This window comes from Nodosilinea nodulosa PCC 7104 (assembly GCF_000309385.1).
Taxonomy (GTDB): Bacteria; Cyanobacteriota; Cyanobacteriia; order Phormidesmidales; family Phormidesmidaceae; genus Nodosilinea; species Nodosilinea nodulosa.
On record NZ_JH976538.1, the window covers coordinates 637,181 to 654,132 of the forward strand.

The 16,952-nt window shown below is 61.7% G+C and carries 14 protein-coding genes; 6 read left to right on the plus strand and 8 right to left on the minus strand.

The genetic code is table 11. The features are described from left to right. The first annotated feature begins 55 nt into the window (after positions 1-55). Together LEPTO7104_RS0131140 and LEPTO7104_RS36425 are read left to right on the plus strand one after the other, a co-directional pair. Positions 56-1,456 (plus strand): FAD-dependent oxidoreductase, encoded by a 1,401-nt coding sequence (locus tag LEPTO7104_RS0131140; RefSeq protein WP_017302484.1) that lies wholly within the window; start codon positions 56-58, stop codon positions 1,454-1,456. A gap of 89 nt (positions 1,457-1,545) precedes the next feature. Continuing rightward, positions 1,546-2,013, plus strand: a complete 468-nt coding sequence (locus LEPTO7104_RS36425) for a Uma2 family endonuclease (protein ID WP_083887235.1) — start codon at positions 1,546-1,548, stop codon at positions 2,011-2,013. On the opposite strand, the gene LEPTO7104_RS36430 is transcribed toward LEPTO7104_RS36425, so the two are convergent. The 3 genes from LEPTO7104_RS36430 to LEPTO7104_RS0131160 all read right to left on the minus strand — a co-directional run bounded on the left by LEPTO7104_RS36430 (position 1,939) and on the right by LEPTO7104_RS0131160 (position 4,457). Continuing rightward, complete coding sequence (locus LEPTO7104_RS36430) at positions 1,939-2,970, minus strand: thermonuclease family protein (protein ID WP_017302486.1); 1,032 nt, start codon at positions 2,968-2,970, stop codon at positions 1,939-1,941. The genes LEPTO7104_RS36425 and LEPTO7104_RS36430 overlap by 75 nt on opposite strands. 343 nt (positions 2,971-3,313) lie before the next feature. Continuing rightward, complete coding sequence (locus tag LEPTO7104_RS0131155; RefSeq protein WP_017302487.1) at positions 3,314-3,802, minus strand: anthrone oxygenase family protein; 489 nt, start codon at positions 3,800-3,802, stop codon at positions 3,314-3,316. Between the two features lie 25 nt (positions 3,803-3,827). Beyond that, entirely contained in the window at positions 3,828-4,457 is a 630-nt protein-coding gene (locus LEPTO7104_RS0131160; protein ID WP_017302488.1) for an NAD(P)-dependent oxidoreductase, read from the minus strand. A gap of 310 nt (positions 4,458-4,767) precedes the next feature. Here LEPTO7104_RS0131160 and LEPTO7104_RS0131165 point away from each other — a divergent pair, with 310 nt between their 5' ends. Continuing rightward, the gene (locus tag LEPTO7104_RS0131165) at positions 4,768-5,640 is read left to right on the plus strand and encodes a helix-turn-helix domain-containing protein (protein WP_155524024.1); all 873 of its coding nucleotides are present in this window, start codon (positions 4,768-4,770) and stop codon (positions 5,638-5,640) included. A gap of 72 nt (positions 5,641-5,712) precedes the next feature. On the opposite strand, the gene LEPTO7104_RS0131170 is transcribed toward LEPTO7104_RS0131165, so the two are convergent. Next, positions 5,713-6,114, minus strand: coding sequence for a fasciclin domain-containing protein (locus LEPTO7104_RS0131170; protein WP_017302490.1), 402 nt, complete (start codon positions 6,112-6,114; stop codon positions 5,713-5,715). Between the two features lie 213 nt (positions 6,115-6,327). Next, positions 6,328-7,623, minus strand: coding sequence for a CO2 hydration protein (locus tag LEPTO7104_RS0131175; RefSeq protein WP_017302491.1), 1,296 nt, complete (start codon positions 7,621-7,623; stop codon positions 6,328-6,330). Between the two features lie 199 nt (positions 7,624-7,822). Here LEPTO7104_RS0131175 and LEPTO7104_RS0131180 point away from each other — a divergent pair, with 199 nt between their 5' ends. Beyond that, the gene (locus LEPTO7104_RS0131180; protein ID WP_017302492.1) at positions 7,823-8,251 is read left to right on the plus strand and encodes an NUDIX hydrolase; all 429 of its coding nucleotides are present in this window, start codon (positions 7,823-7,825) and stop codon (positions 8,249-8,251) included. Between the two features lie 167 nt (positions 8,252-8,418). On the opposite strand, the gene LEPTO7104_RS0131185 is transcribed toward LEPTO7104_RS0131180, so the two are convergent. After that, positions 8,419-9,999 carry an NADH-quinone oxidoreductase subunit M gene (locus LEPTO7104_RS0131185; RefSeq protein ID WP_017302493.1) on the minus strand — a complete coding sequence of 527 codons (1,581 nt, stop codon included), beginning with the start codon at positions 9,997-9,999 and terminating at the stop codon, positions 8,419-8,421. Between the two features lie 159 nt (positions 10,000-10,158). Further along, positions 10,159-12,012 carry an NAD(P)H-quinone oxidoreductase subunit F gene (locus LEPTO7104_RS0131190; RefSeq protein WP_017302494.1) on the minus strand — a complete coding sequence of 618 codons (1,854 nt, stop codon included), beginning with the start codon at positions 12,010-12,012 and terminating at the stop codon, positions 10,159-10,161. A gap of 547 nt (positions 12,013-12,559) precedes the next feature. Here LEPTO7104_RS0131190 and LEPTO7104_RS37700 point away from each other — a divergent pair. Continuing rightward, on the plus strand, positions 12,560-14,911 hold the full coding sequence (locus tag LEPTO7104_RS37700) for a tetratricopeptide repeat protein (protein ID WP_017302496.1): 2,352 nt from the start codon (positions 12,560-12,562) through the stop codon (positions 14,909-14,911). A 124-nt stretch (positions 14,912-15,035) separates the two neighbouring features. Here LEPTO7104_RS37700 and LEPTO7104_RS0131205 read toward each other — a convergent pair whose 3' ends face one another. Further along, the gene (locus tag LEPTO7104_RS0131205) at positions 15,036-15,692 is read right to left on the minus strand and encodes a hypothetical protein (RefSeq protein ID WP_017302497.1); all 657 of its coding nucleotides are present in this window, start codon (positions 15,690-15,692) and stop codon (positions 15,036-15,038) included. Positions 15,693-15,958: 266 nt separating this feature from the next. Here LEPTO7104_RS0131205 and LEPTO7104_RS36440 point away from each other — a divergent pair, with 266 nt between their 5' ends. After that, positions 15,959-16,945, plus strand: a complete 987-nt coding sequence (locus LEPTO7104_RS36440; RefSeq protein ID WP_225887128.1) for a pentapeptide repeat-containing protein — start codon at positions 15,959-15,961, stop codon at positions 16,943-16,945. Positions 16,946-16,952: the final 7 nt, after the last annotated feature.

The following is a 16,952-nucleotide window of genomic DNA, read 5'->3' on the forward strand; positions in this document are numbered from 1 at the left end:
TCACCCCCTCACCCCCAGAACGCTAAACTCATGGAGAACAAGCGCTGGATAAACCATGACCGTCGACTACGATGGGGTAATTTTGGGCGGCACGGTGCAGGGGCGAACGGCGGCGGCCCTAGCGGCCCGCGAGGGGGCGCGGGTAGCCCTGGTGGAGCCGCCAGGGGAAACCGCCCAAGGCATTCGCCGCCAGATCGCCCTTCCAGCGCTGGCCCAGGCCAATGTTGCCCAACCCTGGGGCGACCTCATGACCCAGATCGAAGCCTTGGAAGCCGTGGCCTACCCCAACCTGAACCTGGACTGGCTGGCCACCAGCGGCGTGGATGTGGTACTGGAACCCGGTCAGTTTAGCCCCCGCCCGCAGCTGGCGGTGACCACTGCGACGCGAAGGCTCAGATCGCGCCGCTACCTCCTGGCCCCCGGCACTGCCGTCACGGTGCCCGACATTCCGGGGCTGGCGGAAACTCCTTTCCTCACCCTCGATACGCTGCTGGATTTAGAGGCGCGGCCTGAGTCGGCGATTGTTTTGGGCCACAGCGGCACGGCGATCGCCCAGGCCCAGGCCCTGGCGCGCCTCGGTACCCGCACCGCGCTGGTCAGCCGGAGCGATCGGCTGCTGCCCACCGAAGACGCCGATCTCTCGGCCTTTGTTGAGGTGCTGCTCGAATCCAGCGGGGTCGAGCTCAGGCTGGGCAGCCAGATCGTGTCCATTCGCGCCAAAGACGAGGCTGAGCTTTTGCTCACCAGCGGCGATCGCCTTGCCGCTCAGCAGTTGATCGTCGCCACCGCCAGCCAGCCTAGATTATCTCCCCTCAACCTGGGCTGCATCGGCCTCAAACCCCGCCAGGTCCACGGCACCCCCACGGCCCTGCCGGTGGACGATCGCCTGGCCACCGCCCACCCCCAGGTCTTTGCCTGCGGCCCCGTGCTGGGCGGCTACTGGGCCGAGAGCGCCGATCGCCAGGATGTGGCGATCGCCCTGCACAACGCCCTCTACCTCCCCTGGCGCAAGCTGTCTTGCCTGAATCGCTCGGCTTTGCTGCACACCGCGCCAGAGTATGCCCGCCTGGGCCTCACCGCCACCCAGACCCGCCGCTGGTACGGCAGCGAAGCCACTGTGCTACAGGTTCCCTTTGGCCAGGTGCTCAAGACCCACTACGGCGACGACATCACCGGCTTTTGCCGCTGGATGGTGCGGGCCGACGGGCAGCTTGTGGGGGCGCAGATCTGCGGCCCCGGCGCCAGCGAGCTGATGCAGACCGTGGCCCTGGCCCTGCACCAGGAGATTCCGCTCCAGCGGCTGGATCGCCTGCCAACGCTCTCCCCCAGCCTGGCGGCGATGGTGCCGCTGATGATCGATACCTGGCAGCAGCAGCGCTGGCGGCCCGGCACCTGGCGACGCGACTGGGCCGAGAACTGGTTTAACTGGCGGCGCACTCGCAGGCGGCGATGGTAATTGGTCGGCAATGGGTCAGCCGCGTCCATGGCGGAACTGCTAAGGTTTTGATCAGCTCTTTCCTAGCCTTTGCTGCCGAAGAGGTTGCTATGACGGCCATTCTGTACAAATGGAGTCTGGAGCGTTATCACGCCGCGATCGATGCCGGGGTGTTTGACGATCAGGCCGTGGAGCTGCTGCGGGGAAATATTGTAGTTATGGCCCCAGAACGGGAACCCCACGCCTGTTACAGCAGCCTTGGAGCCGAGTATTTGCGGCAGCTGTTGGGCAGCCGCGCTGCCGTGCGCGAAACCAAGCCAGTTACCCTGCCCAACCATTCTGAACCCGTGCCCGATGTGGCGATCGTACAGTCCCCCCTAGAGCGCTACCTGGCCCACCATCCCTACCCAGCCGATATTTTTTGGCTATGTGCTAATCCATGTGCGGCGGCTCTTGAGTTAGAGCGGCTGGTGGTGAGCAGAATCGTCCAAAAGCGCCGGGAACTAGCGCAGGCTCTCGCAGGCAATGCCGTCGTGGTCGCCGTCAAGGCGATGGGGATCGCCGGGGAAGGCATCTAGGACGGCCTGGGCCTGTTGCCATGTGGCAAAGTCGCTACAGTCGCAGTCGCGTGAGACGCAGGCGGGCAGGCTTTCGGCGGCGGGGGATGGGGTGGCGGGGGATGGAGTAGTTGGAGCGCCTGGGGTGGTGCCGCCCCGGCGAAAGTCCCAGGGCATGGTGGGGTTAGGCTTGCTCCAGAAGTTGCGGCGGGCATTGCGGGCGGCGGCTTCGGCCTGGCGGTAGTCGTCAGCGGTGGCGGCACAGCCGGAAATATACTGCTCGTAAACCACGGCGTAGCCCTCGCGCACCAGCTGCAAGCCAACGGATTGGCCGCCGCTGTAAATTTCGGCCACGGTTCTACCGTAGCGATCGCGCTCAATCGCCCGCACCTCCACCGGCTGCCCGGTCGAGAGCAGCTGCCGCAGCCGCAGCGTGGCCTCCGGGCCAAAGGCCTGATTCGTCTCTGGGGCATCGACACAGGCCAGACGGATGGTGACGGGATCGCCCTGCCCCTGCACCCGCAGGGTATCGCCATCGCCCACAGACACGACCGTAGCGGTGGGCAGGGTCTTGGCGGCGGCAGCATCGGCGGCGTAGGCCCGGTTGGCTTCGTATTCCTGGCGTTTTTGCTGGGCAGTGGAAAAGATATTGCTGCTGCTGGGGATGGCGGCAAGGGAGGCGATCGCCCCGGCCCACTGCCCTTCCACCTGTTGCCAATCGCTGGCGGTTTGGGCAGTTTGGGTGGCCACCGCCGCCGCCATGCCCTGGTCTAACGCCTGGCTGTAGCGCTGCTGCCACCGATCGCCCTGGCCAGAAACCTCAGCCCCAGCAGCCCCAGTCCCAGCAGCCTCAACCACTGAGGAGCCTGGCCCACTGGCCGGAGCGTCGGTAGCGGGATCGGAGTTTTGCCCGATCGCTTCCACCTCAGATAGGGCAGAGCAGCCCGACAGCACCATCACGAGCCCGAGGGCGGACATATTCTTAAGAATTGCAAGAATTGCAGCGTATTGACGGTTCCAGTTCTGGGGCATAGGTGGGGCCAGTAGTGCGATCGCCAGTTTTATCCCATCAGAGCACCCCACGCCATCATAGCCGTCCGCCCCTGCCGCAGGTTGCAGGGGCGGAGGCTCAAGCTTCCCGCGCCTGGGATGCCGGTGGGGCAATCGATATCCTAGGCGTAGGCCGCCGGACGGCGATCCCCAGGTTAGCGCGGCCTAGTAGACTGCGGCGCAAGTGTGGCGACTATTGCCAATCGCTAGGGAGCAGGGGAGCTAGGGAGCAGGGGAGCTGGAATAGTCGGCATATTTCCGCCTTCGAGTACTAGGGACAAAGCGATCGCGTTAGGAGTACGGCGGCCAGCAGGGCGGCGACGGTGCGCACGTGGTTCCACCAGGTCCAGACGTTCAGGTATTTGGCCCAGAGGGCTGCCCCGGCGGCACTGTCGGGCTTAACCACCGCCAGGGCATCGTTGAGGGGGACATTGCCCGCCATCGTCACGCCGATGGTGCCAATCAGGTACAGCAGACTGCCGACCAGCCAGTAGCGAGTCTCCGGCGACATCCCCCGCCGCAGCGCCAGCGCCATCAGCCCCAGGCAGGCTACCCCTGGCCCCAGGAAAACCGTCATAAACCAGGGATTGATCACCGTAATGTTGATGGCCTGCATGGTAGCGATCGCCGTCGCCGCTGGCTGTCGCGCCAGCGCCTGCATCACAAAGGTGGAAAAGGCCAGGAAGACGCCTGCGGTCAGGGCGCTGGCGATCGCAGCGAACATCACCAGGGGCACCCGCCAGGTATTGAGCGTGGCCATAGAAACCTCCAGATATCAAAAAAACTCAGTAGGAAAGGCCTGGGGTCTGGTGCAGATAGGCATCATTTCCCAGCTGTTTCACAATGAAGTCAGCCACATCCGCCCGCGAGATTTTGAGCTGGGAGGTGGTATCGTTGCCCGCAAACCCGTGGCGATACTGCCCCGTTCGCGGCCCGTCGGTAAAGGCCCCCGGCCTCACGATGGTCCAGTCGAGTGGGCTGCTCTTAACCGCGTCCTCCTGCCGCTGGTGGTCGGCAAACACCCGCCGCAGAACAAGGCCAAACATGATGTATTTCCAGTAGAAGTTCAGCGTTCCCCAGCTGTCGCCCGCCCCCAGCGTAGACTGGCAGATCAGTCGGCGCACCCCCGCCGCTTCCATCGCCCGAACGATGTTGCGCGTGCCCTGCGATCGCACGGTGCTCGTCAGGTTTTGCCCCGAACCTAGCACGCAGACCACCGCATCCTGTCCCTGGACAGCCTGCTGCACAGAAGGCAGGTCGAGCACATCCCCCTGCACGATCCGCAGATCGAGATGCTGAACCTCCAGCTTAGCCGGACTGCGAACAAAGGCCGTAACGCTGTGGCCCTGCTCCAATGCCTGGGCGACTACCTGGCGACCAATGCTGCCGGTCGCGCCAAAAATCAAGAGTTTCATCGGTTCTCCTCCCGAGCTATGACACTCTCAGCTTAGGGAGGGGGCGGAAACCCAGCTTTCGGCTTCTTGCTGAACTATCACAATCTTGCGGTCAGTTCGCCGACCGGAGGCTGGCGATCGCAAAAATTGGCGATCGCACTATAGTTGGAACCAGGTAGCCTGGAACTATAGCCTTCGTCACGTTAGTTAGGATTCTGAAGTTAGGACCCTGAAGTTAGGACCCTGAGAGACGTTGAGAACGTTCAAACGCTGGCTCTGAGCAATGCCCTAGCCTACCCGTCGGCTGCTATAGATACACTGGGTTCGTACTGTGGAACAATTGGCGCTTCATCCCGCTCAGCCTGATCTTCTCCCCTGCGGCCCGGCCCCCACCCTGGGATGGGAGCATTTGCAGGTGGACCGCTTTCAGCCCGCCGCCGGGGAAGGGACCTGCCACTGCGAGCGCGAGCACGCGCTGTTTATTTCCCTAGCGCCCCGCCCGGTGCCCATGGTGCACCGCCAGGCCGGTAAAACCTATACCGGGCTATACGGCAAAGGGGATATGGCGATTACCCCCGCCGACACGCCGCTGTTCGCCCGCTGGGAGGGCCACGACGACTTTTTGCAGATTCGGCTCACCGCTGAGTTTCTGCGGCAGGTAGCCCAGGAAACCCTGGATCGCGATGGCGATCGCACCGAACTGCTGCCCCAGTTTCGCCACCGCAACCCCGAGCTAGAGACCATTGGCCTGATGCTCTTTACCGAACTTCAGCGGGGCGGCGCGTCCAACCAGCTGTACCTCGACTCGCTGGCCAACGTGCTCGCGGTGAACCTGCTGCGGCACTACGGCGCCATCCATATCCAGGTGCCCACCTACGAGGGTGGCCTGCCGTCGTACCAGCTGCGGCAAGTTTTAGACTACATCGATGCCCATTTAGGCAGCGATATCAGCCTTGCAGACTTGGCCCAGCTGGTGGATATGAGTCCCTTTCATTTCAGTCGTCTCTTCAAGCAGTCGGTCGGTCGGTCGCCCCACCACTATCTGCTTCAGCAGCGGGTAGAGCAGGCCAAGCAATTGCTCAAGCACACCGACCGATTGATTTTAGATATTGCGCTAGACTGCGGATTCAGCAGCCACAGCCATTTGAGTAAGCTGTTTCGGAAGTTCACCGGCACAACGCCAAAGGCCTACCGAGCCAGCTAGGGCTTGACGGTTGTTTTTTGCTCCGCCGCGCACACCAAGCTAAAATCGCAAAGCCAAAATCCGCAATTGATTTCACCCCATCAAAATCACGTTGTCAAGCACGTGGATGATGCCGTTGTCGGCCTCAATGTCGGCAGCCAGTACCGTGGCATTTTTCACCTCAAACCCTTCGGTACCGTCGATCGGAATCGGCGCGCCCTCCAGCGACTCCACCGTGCCGAGCTTGATCAGCTCGTCTTTGGTGTACTTGCCAGACACGACGTGAAACTTGAGGATGCGGCCCAGCTGGGGCGGATTCTGCACCAGGGTTTGCACCGTGCCGGGGGGCAGCTTGGCAAAGGCGGCATCGTTGGGGGCAAAGACGGTGAACGGGCCAGGACTTTGCAGCGCTTCCACCAGTCCGGCGGCCTGGACGGCGGCGACCAGGGTGGAGAAACCTTCGTTGCTGACGGCGATATCGACGATGGTAGGCATAGGGGTGGATGGGTAGTGGGGTGGATGGGTAATGGGGTGGATGGGTGTCGGGATGGACGGGTAATGGGATGGATGGGGTAGAGCGTAAAGAGCCAACAGGGGGTGAAATGCAAAATGATCAATTCAAAGTTCAAAAGGGAAATTCATTTATTTTGAACTTTGAATTTTCAACGCTGCATTCCCCACCCTTCTACTCATCCACCATCTACCCATCTACCGATAGTCTGGCCCCTGCACGTCGCGCAGGCGGGCTTCGGGGCGCACGAAGCGGTCCATCTGGGCTTCGAAGAATTTGCGGTTGGCGGCCAGGTGGCGGGGGTTTTGGTCATCTAGCGGGTACAGCAGGGCGGTGCGCAGGGCCTGAATGACCGCCGAGGTGACGTTGTACATCGATCGCTGGAAGGTGATCCCCAGCTGAATCAGCATGTCGTCTTCGCCCCGGCAGTGCTGCTGGTAATACTCCAACAGGTAGGGCGGCAAAAAGTGGAGCATGTCCTGCATCAGCAGCGTCGGGGGAATACCGGCGCTGCCCACGGGGAACACGTCGGCGTAGAGAATGCCGTAGTGGAAGTCGTTTTGATCTTCCGGCACCTGGCCCGCCTGGGCGTTGTAGGACTTGGTGCCCCGGAAGGGGGCGGTGCGGTAGAACACGGCTTCCACGTAGGGCAGGGCCGCTTCGTACAGCCAGGTAAAGCCGCAGGATTTGGGGATCAGCTCGAAGCATTCGTCACCAACGTAGACGTGGTGGTAGATGGGGCGGCCGGCAACCGCAAAGATGCCGTTGACGATAAAGTTCATGGCGTCGGGCACGCCCGCAAAGCCGCCTTCGTCGTAGATGTCGCTCATCTCAAAGAAGACCGGGGCCATCACTTCCCAGAACAGGCCCAGGTTGGAGTAGTAGGAAAGCTCGCGGCACTTTTCGTAGAACATCTCGGGGAAGGCTTTGTGCAGCCCCAGCATCACCGGGTTGCCCTTGAAGTAGGCTTTGATGGCGCGATCGCACGCCGACTTATAGTCATCGGTGTACAGGTAGTCGTTGAACCGCCCGCCCATATCCTGGTGCCACAGCATCGCTTTCATGCAGGCTTCGGCAAACTCCATGTTGACGCGATCGTGCCAGAGGTGCAGCAACAGCTTGGGCAGCTTGCGCTTGGTTTCCCCTTTGGCCATAAACTCCAGCAGCTCGGGGTGGGCCTCCGCCTCGCCGCGCCAGATCCGCAGATCCGCCGTATCGCCCGCGTAATGGTTGGGCAAATCCAGATATTCCTGGGGCAAAAAGTACTTAAAGGCGGGCACCGGGTTGAGAAACACCCGCTCAGCAATGTAGAGCAGGTCGCGCCAGTAAAAATCCATCGGCACCGCGTAGGCTTTGTAGATGCCGATGATCTGCATCAGGTTCTCCGGCGTATCGGGCAGCATCGAGCCGCCCGCCTCCAGGCGGTGCACCACGTCGGCGTGGGGGTGGGTGGAGGGGGGGATGAGGGGTTTGGTTTCGGTGAGAGTAGGCATAGGGGTGGATGGGTGGATGGGTAAAAGGGTGGATGGGTGGAGGGGTAAAAGGGTGGATGGGTAAGGGGGTGGATGGGTCGGTGGGGAATGCAAAATTCAAAGTTCAAAATTCAAAGTGGGTTTTCTTTTTAATTTTGAATTGTTCATTTTGCATTCTTAATTCTCTCTATGCTGAGACAGGTGATTTAGGAAGCTGCCCATGGCAAAGAAAGCGCGGATTCGGCCCATTTCGATTTGCCTGCTGCGGCGGGGGGAAGAGATTCTGGTCCATGAGAGCTACGACTCGGTAAAGGAGCGGGGCTTTGCGCGGCCTCTGGGGGGCGGCATTGACTTTGGCGAAACCAGCGCCGATGCGGCAGTGCGTGAAATCAAAGAGGAGCTGGGGTTTGACATCACTGGAGTCAAGCTGCTGGGCATTGTGGAAAACATCTTTGTCTGTGATGGCGAGCCAGGCCATGAGATTGTGTTTGTCTACGACGGGCAGTTTGTCGATGAATCACTCTATGGGCGAGAAAGCCTGGCGGCGGTAGAGGGGAAGCGGCGGTTCGAGGCGGTATGGCGATCGCCTGCGGCCCTCCGCAATGGCCCCCACTACCTGGTACCCGAAGAACTCTGGGACTTGCTCTAACCTCCTTCTCTTGGGTCTCGTAGGGTGCATTAGGCCAAAGATTTGCTCTGCTATTGTCAACAAATTTGGCTTTGGCCGTAATGCACCATTCCGGGAATTTGGCGGGGTAGATAACTTGCCCCATGGGTGGTGCATCGCTGCGCGGATGCACCCTACGAGATCGCCTGTCATCGCAGGGGTGACAGTGCGGCAACGGGCAATAGGACAGGATCCATAGGCAGACCTCCATCAGGCTCCGTAGCTGAGGGAATTTCCTCAATTACCTCATCGGCTACCACCCCTATAGCTACCGGCGGAATAGCGGCGACCATGGTGCTGGCGGTGCGCTCGCCCCATTTCACCAGCCAGTTGGGCTGAATGCCGAGGAACAGAATCAGCCCGGCCAGCACGTAGGCGGGCAGTTTCTCAGAAAAGGTGACCTTGGGGAAGTAGGCGATCGCATTGTCCAGCCGCCCAAAGCAGGTGCGGTTGAGCAAAATCACGAAGTACACCGCCGTCAGGCCCGTGCCGATTACCCCCAGCAGGGTCTGCACCGGGTACACCGCGTAGCTGCCCTGGAACACCAGAAACTCGGTGACAAACCCGACCAGGCCGGGAATGCCCGCGCTGGCCATGCCCCCCAGCACCAGCAGGGCGCTGACCATGGGCAGACCCCGCACCGGGTTCATCAGGCCGTTGAGCACATCCAGCTCGCGGGTGCCGACCTTGGCCTCGATTACGCCCACCAGGTGAAACAGAATGGCCAAAATCAGGCCGTGGGATACCATCTGGCTGAGGGCACCGGTCAGGGCCAAATCGGTCATCGCTGCGCCCCCCAGCAGCACGTAGCCCATGTGGCCAATCGAGCTGTAGGCCACCATGCGCTTGATGTCTTTCTGGGCGATCGCCGTAATCGCCCCGTACAGCACGCTAAACGCCGCCCACACCGCCAGGTAGGGCGACAGCTCCGCCCAGGCATCCGGAAACAGGCCCAGGCCAAAGCGAAACAGGCCGTAGGTGCCCAGTTTGGCCAGCACGCCGCCCAGCATCATCGCCACCGGGGTCGAAGCCGACACGTAGGTATCGGGCAGCCAGGTGTGAAACGGCACCAGCGGAATTTTGATGCCAAAGGCCACCAGCAGCAGCCCCAGCAGCACCACCTGCCACACCATCGGCAGCTCGTGGCCCATCACCGAGTAGTAGGTGAAATCCTTCGCGCCGCTGAGCCATACGGTACCGAGGAACCCGGCCAGCATCAGCGCCCCCGACAGGGCCGTGTAGAGCAAGAACTTCGTCGCTGAGTAGGCCTTTTTCTCGCCGCCCCAGATCGCGATCAGCAGGTACAGCGGCACCAGCTCAATTTCGTAGAGCAGGAAGAACAGCAGCAGGTTCTGGGCCACAAAGGCCCCGGCTACCCCGCTGCTCACCAGCAGCAGCAGGCTGTAGAACAGGCGGGGTCGCTCAGTTTCAGGGGAACTGCTCCAGATTGCAATCCAGGTGATCAGGCTGTTGAGCGCCACCATCAGCAGCGAGAGGCCGTCCAGGCTGAGCTCGTAGTTGAGGCCCAGGGCGGGCAGCCAGGGCAAAAACTCGTGGAACTGAAAGCCGCCAAAGGAGAGGTCGAACTGGATAAACAGCCAGGCCGTCCACAGCAGCGGCAGACTGGCGACCACCAGAGCACCGTTGCGGGCCTGCTTGCTAGTGAGACCGGGCCAGCAGCCGATCGCGATCGCACCGAGGAGAGGAATCAGTAGGAGTGGAGTGAGCATGGTGAGTAATGGGGTGGATGGGTAGAGGGTGGATGGGTGGGAGGGATGGGGGAGATGGAAGGATGGGGAGGACAGTAGCTTGGGTCAGGCATCTCCAGCAGTGGCCGCAATCGGACAACCCCATGGCGCGGCCCCCAGACCTCGATTTGGAAAATTCGCTTAAAACAGCGCCGTCAGGGCATGCCAGTTCATCAACACCCCCAGCAGAGCAACCCCCAGCGAAATCGTCAGCACGTAGAACTGAAGCTGACCGGTGTTGCCGTATTTGAGGGTTTCGCCGCTAAACAGCGAGGCAAGCCCCACCGCGTTAACCAGACCATCGACCACGTAGCGATCGAGCCAGTCGGTCAGGCGCGACAGCATATCGACCCCCAGCACAAAGGTGTTGCGGTAGAGCTTGGGCGTATAGAAGTCGTAGGCCAGCAGGTTTTGCAGGGGTTTCTTCACCAGCCTGGCCGGATGCTCAACCACGCGATTGACGTAGAGCAGCGTGCCAACTGCCGCGCCCAGAATGCTCGACCAGGTCAGCAGCAGCGCCATATCCTGACTCACCTCGGCCCAGGCGGGCAGCAGGCCCAGCAGTCCCAGCACCAGCGGCAGGTGCAGGGTAAAGCCCGCCACAATCGCCGTCGGCAGCACAATCAGCCAAATCGGCTCTGGGGCGCGGATGGTCATCTGCTGGGTGTTGCCAGCAAAAATTAGACCCAGCATGCGGGCCAGGCTGAAGGCGGCGAGCCAGTTCACCAGCAGCACGATCGCCACCAGCAGCCCCCGCTGGCTATCCCACAGGCCAGAAACCAGCGACAGCATGGCCCAAAACCCGCCCAGGGGAGGCAGCGCCACCAGACCCGCCGCCCCGGCGATCATGGCCATGGCGGTGACGGGGCGGCGACCCCAGAGGCCCCCCATCTGGGTCAAATCTTGAGTGGTGATATTGATGATCACAGAGCCTGCCCCCATCACCAGGGCCGCCATGCCCAGGGCGTAGACCAGGGCCAGCAGCAGGGCGGCACCGGGCTGGTGGGCGCCGACGGCAATGAACATCAGCCCCATGTAGGCGCTGCTGAGGTACGAGAGCACCCGCTTAATGTCGATCTGAGCGGCGGAGATTAAGGTGGCGCCGAGGGCGGTGACGGTACCGACGGCGATCGCAAAGGCACTGGCCGTCGACGACAGGGCAAACACCGGCTCTAGCTCCACCAGCACCCATACCCCGGTTGTCACCACCACCGCGTTGCGCAAAATTGTGCTGGGCAGCGGGCCTTCCATCGCCTCATCCAGCCACAGGTGCAGCGGAAACTGGGCGCACTTGCTCATCGGTCCGGCAATCAGCCCGATCCCGAGCAGCGTCATCAGACCTGGATCCACATTTGCCGTCTGAGCCCAGGCCGCCAGCTCCCGAAAGTCCCAGGTGTGGGCCAGGGGATAGATGGCCAAAACCCCCATCAGCAGCACCAGGTCGCCGACCCGCTTGGTCAAAAAGGCATCCCGCGCCCCCGTTACCACCAGAGATTGGTTGTACCAAAAGCCCACCAGCAGGTAGGTGCCCAGGGTCAAAATCTCCAGCAGCATGTAGGCAAACAGCAGCGAGTTGCACAGCACCAGGGCGCACAACCCCGCCTCGAACAGGGCCATCATGGCGAAGAAACGCCCCCAGCCCCAGTCCATTTCTAAATAGCCCACGGCGTAGATCTGAGCCAGCAGGTTCAGCGTCGTAATCAGCACGCAGGCGCCCAGGGTAATCGCCGACGCCTCCAGGGGAATGTTCAGGTTTAGCCCGGCCACATCGAGCCAGGGGGCAAAGAAAAACTGGGGCGACGACTTGCCCCAAAACGCTAGAAACGCGAGGACGCTGTGGGTCAGAGCCAGGGCCGTCATCACAATATTGATGTAGCCCGTCGGGCGCGGCCCGGTGCGGTGAATCATCGCTGGCGACCAGGGAATCGTCAGCAGCGCTCCCAACAGCGGGTAAAGGGGAATCAGCCAGCTAGTTTGAGCCAGAATCGGGGTCATAGTCGGAGAATCCTGGGCAAAAAGGACATCAAAGGGTTGCCAGACGGGGCGGAGGCAGGAACATTACCCCTTCCCCGAAGACGCAAAGTAGATTGACTTGAGTCAATCTATAATCTCATTAAATAGAGTCAGGCCTATTTGAAATAGAGTTTAGCCAATGCTTGGCCCAAAAGGAAGGGGTGGATTGACTAAATGCTATTTGCTTTTCGTTCCTGATTGATAAAGTTCAATAATCAATCTCCCCCCCTCCCCTATCTCCTTATCTTCTCCCCTCCCAACTCCCCCACTCCCCATCCCCCCATCTCCCCATCCCTCCCACCCATCCACTCTCTACCCATCCACCCAACCCCCCTCTCCCCCATCTCCCCAACCCCCCTGAACAAGCTTACTGCCGCACCCGCGTCTATCTTCTTTGTCTATTTCTTTTAAGAAAACTATCCTGACGGCGCGATCGCCCCGCGAAGAGTAAACCAGTAGCGGTAAAGCCCCCCTGACGCCCCCTCAGTTACCGCCACGCCCAGCGTTTGCAATCATCAGGGGAAATAACGTGGCCGATAATCATTGGTTGACCAGGGCCGAACGCGCCCTCGTGGTGGGCTCTGGCGTCGGTGCCATCGCCTCCGTTGCCGCTCAGAACATTGCGCTAGCTTCAGCGCCGCTGACGGTGCTGGCCGCCGTCGGGCTGCTCAATCGCAACCGGGTCGAGCAGCAGCTCGAAGAAGCCCAGGAAAAACTCGCCCGCCAGCACCGCCAGGCCGGGCACCGCCTCACCAATCTCAGCAAACAGGTGACGGCAATGCCCTCCCCTGAGGCGCTGACCAACTTTCAGCGGGCGGTGATGGATCGCAACAACCACTCCTTTATTCGCTTCTCCAAAGAAATTAAGGGGCTCAAGGCCCATGTTGAGCAACGGCTAGAGGCGTTGCCCGTTCCCGATCTGAGCGGCATCAACCGGCAGATTGCCCAGCTGCAAGAGCAGTCGGCGGCGGCCCAGGTCAGCTTTGAAAACCTCACCACCTACATGCAGCGGCTGGCCACCACCCCTCGGGTAGAAGCCGCCGAAGGCAAGCTCTCCCAGGTTAAAACCGACCTCATGCAAACCCGCGTGAGCCTCGAAAACCTGCGCTCGGAGACCCGCAGTCTGGTCAGCAACCTGCAAGATGCCTTTGGGCAAATCGATCGCCGCTGGCACGAATTTCCCCAGACCAGCAGCCCAGGCCAGTACCGGGACGAAATTGGGGCGGTGGTCAAGGCCATGGCGGCCCTGGTGCCCCAGTCAGAATTTAGCCAACTGGTAGAGCATGTCAAAGATCTCACCCGCCAGCAGGCCCGGCTAGAGCAGGCGTTGACCAAAATTCCGGTGGGCAGCGTGAGCGGGCTGCCCACTGCGGCCCCGGCGCCCAGCACCGCTGAGCTAGAGCGCCTAACCGCTAAGGTGCAGCAGCTCCAGCAGCAGATGAGCCGCCAGGAAACCGCTGGCCACACCCAGGAGCAGGTGCAGCAGGTGGTGTCGCAGTACCTGGGCCAGGTGAAGGCCCAGGTGGCGCAGCTCGAAGGGGTGACGCGATCGCTCTCGGAACGCCAGCTGCAGCTGACCAATCAGCTGGTCACCGCCCCCGCCGATACCGCTAGCCGCAAGGCGCTAATCCAGCTGGCGCGGCGGGTGCAGCAGACCGAGACCGACCTCAAAACCTCGCGCCAGGAGCCTTTAGCCAGGGCGGCGGCCCCATCGTCCCAGCCCAACTGGATTATTGATCTGCCCGTGGCGGCCGCAGGCGAACCCCAGGCCATGGCCAGCCGCCAGGCCCTGGAGACCGCCCTGGAGACCGCCACCCGCCGGGTGCTGCTGGTGTGGCCCTGGGCCAGCTACGTCACCATTGATGAACAGCTGCTGAAGCGATTCAGCCAGCTGCTGGAGCGGGGGGGGCAGCTGGAAATTGGCTGGTGCCACCGGGGCGACCAGCACGATGGCCGTCTGGCCTGGCGGATTAGCCAGCGCTGGGGCACCGAGTCCAGCCAGCTTCAGCTGCTCAAGGCGGCCCTCAACCAGCTCTTGCCCCTGCGGGAAAACTATCCCGATCGCTTCAAGTTTAGAATTATGGGCACCGCCGAGAGCTACCTGGTCTGCGACAGCGGCAGTGGCGCCCCACCAGAGAACACCTACGCCATTGTCAGCCTCAAGGCGCTGCCCACCCAGAGCGCCGTCATCCCCGACCTGGAGGCCAAGCTGCGCACCGCCGAACCCGCCGTGGTGCAGGCCCTCATGCAGCGCTTCCACGACCCGGTGATTCCCCCCGGCGATGCGGTCGCCTTCTTTAACCGGGGCACCACCCGCCACGACCTGCGCGATCAGCCCGGTGCCATCAACGACTACAGCCAGGTGATTCAGATGCAGCCTGACCACGCCATTGCCCTCAACAATCGGGGTGTGGCTCAGCTCGAGCTCAATCAGATCGATGCCGCCGAAGCCGACCTCAGCGAGGCCATTGACCAAAACGGCAAGCTGTTCGCCCCCTTCTGCAACCGGGGCTGGCTGCGGCTGGAGCAGCGCCGCTATGCCGCCGCGATCGCTGACTTTACCCAGGCCATTGCCCTCAAACCCCACCTGCCCATGGCCTACGTGTACCGGGGCAGCGCCCTGCAAAAGCTGGGCGACTTAAAGGGCGCCGTGCGCGACTACAGCGACGCGATCGCCTGCGGTGACCCCATCGCCCTGCCCTACTGCTACCGCAGCGCCGCCTACCAGAGCCAGGGCGACCAGCAGCGGGCGATCGCAGACCTAGAGCGAGCCAGTGCGTATCTGGAGGCCCAGGGCGATCGCCAGGGACTGTCGTCGGTGCAGCGCACCCTGGGCCGACTGCAAACCATGGCCGGGCAGCAGGCGCTGTCCCCAAACTAAGGACCTGCGTCGGCTGCACCCCACCGCAGGAATGTCCTCCGCAGGGAGCATAACGCCGGGGCAAGACCCCGGTAACCTGCAAATATGCACCCCAGCAAATTAACGCCAGCAAATCAACAATCGTTTACCCTGTCGCCACCGCCGCCGCATCCTCAACCAGGGCGGGCCGAAGCGCCAGATACAGGCCAGCGCCCACCAGCGGCAGGGCCAGCACCGCTGCCATCACCCAGCTCGCCCCCAGGCCTCGCCGGGCCATATCGTCCTTTAGCAGCACCGGAAACAGCAGCCACAGGGCGCAAAAGTCGAGCGACATCACGTGGATGAAGCGGCTGGTCTGCCACTGCCGCCAGAAATCGGCCCAGTCGCCCTTGAGTAATGCAAAGGCGGCCAGGGCGATCGCCCCCACGGTCAGCAGCAATCCCAGCCAGCGGGATTCTACCAGGCGCAGCAGCAGCCCCTTGGCACCGCTAAAGCTGGAGCTGGGCTGGCGCAGCCCCAGGTAGGGCAGCAGTGCAAAGGCCCCGACGGCAAACGATCCCAGCACAAAAGGACTGGCCCACAGCTTTTGACCTCGGCCATCGACCAGGGCCAGGGCCGCGTAGATCATCGGCCAAAGCCCCATGGCGTTAAACAGCGCTATAACAGCGGGGTTGATGCCCTCCCACGCCCCCGTAGAGAGGCGCAGAATCAGATCTGTGGTATCGGGGCGAGCGGGGGGAGCAAGTATAAATGCATACAGAATAAACCCTATCCAAAGCCCCCAAAAAATCAGTCGATTCATGCCTGCTCAAGTGCTAAGTTTCTCACCAAATTATCAAACAAAAGCAACGAAGGCGATTAGGCTAAGAAAAAGCAAATAAGCTGTATCCAAGCCCTACAGACCCTAAATGGGGCAATTGTTAAAAAATAATTAATCACATTTTGAACTGTAACCTTATGTTCCTGAGTCTTAGTTAAAGAAGCGTTAACCTCACTCATAAAATTCGATCTTCAAAGTTGTTTTTAATACCTCCCCACAGTTTGTATGCCCCGATTTGGGAATCTAACGTGTCCTTAATTGCCCCCCGTGAGTCGGCCATCTCTCCGGCTCACCACCGAAGCATTATGCACATTCAGTACTTTCTGGAACTGTACGAAGCCGGATACCGCGACTTCACGGGCATTAGCCTGGCCGGTGCCGACTTTAGCCATCACATTCTGGTCGATGTCGATCTCAGCCGCGCCAACCTCAAGGGGGCCGACCTCAGCCGCTCGTTTCTCACCCAGTCAAACCTCGACTATGCCGACCTCAACTGGGCCAATCTGAGCTTTGCCAAAATGAGCGAAACTCGCCTGGCCCAGGCCGATCTCACCAAAGCCAACCTGCGGGGGGCGTTTTTGGTGCGGGCCGACCTGCGCCGTGCCAAGCTCAGCGGCTGCGACCTGTGCCATGCTAACCTGCGCCAGGCCGATTTGCGGGGGGCGAATCTCTGCGGGGCCAACCTCAGCGGCGCTAACCTGCGGGGGGCCAACCTGGGCGGGGCCAACCTGTCGTGGGCGCACCTGACCGGGGCGCGCCTGAGCGGGGCCGACCTGGAGCGTACCTGCATGGATGCGGTCAATTTAGAGGGGGCCTGGCTCAACGGACTCGACCTGCACGGCATGAACCTGGCCGGGGCCAATCTCAAAGAGGCCAAGCTCAACGGGGCCAACCTGAATGGGGCCAACCTCAGCTCGGCCAACTTGGCCCACACCACCATGCGCGGCGTCAGCCTGGTGGGGGCCAACCTCAGCGGCTCTGACCTCACCGGAGCCGTACTGTGGAACGGCATCTTAGACGGCGTAGACCTGTCGCGGGCTGACCTCACCCGCGCCCACCTGGGGGAGGCCTCGCTCAAGGCGGCGGTGGTGGTGGGTACTGAGTTCACCGAGTCGGTGCTGCCCGCCGAGGCCCGCGCCTATCTCTACGAAGCCGTCCAGGGCGAAACCCGCTGGACCCATCGCCCCGCCCGCGAAACCCTGAACCAGTCGCAGTTTGTCGATCGCATTCCCTAGCCGCATT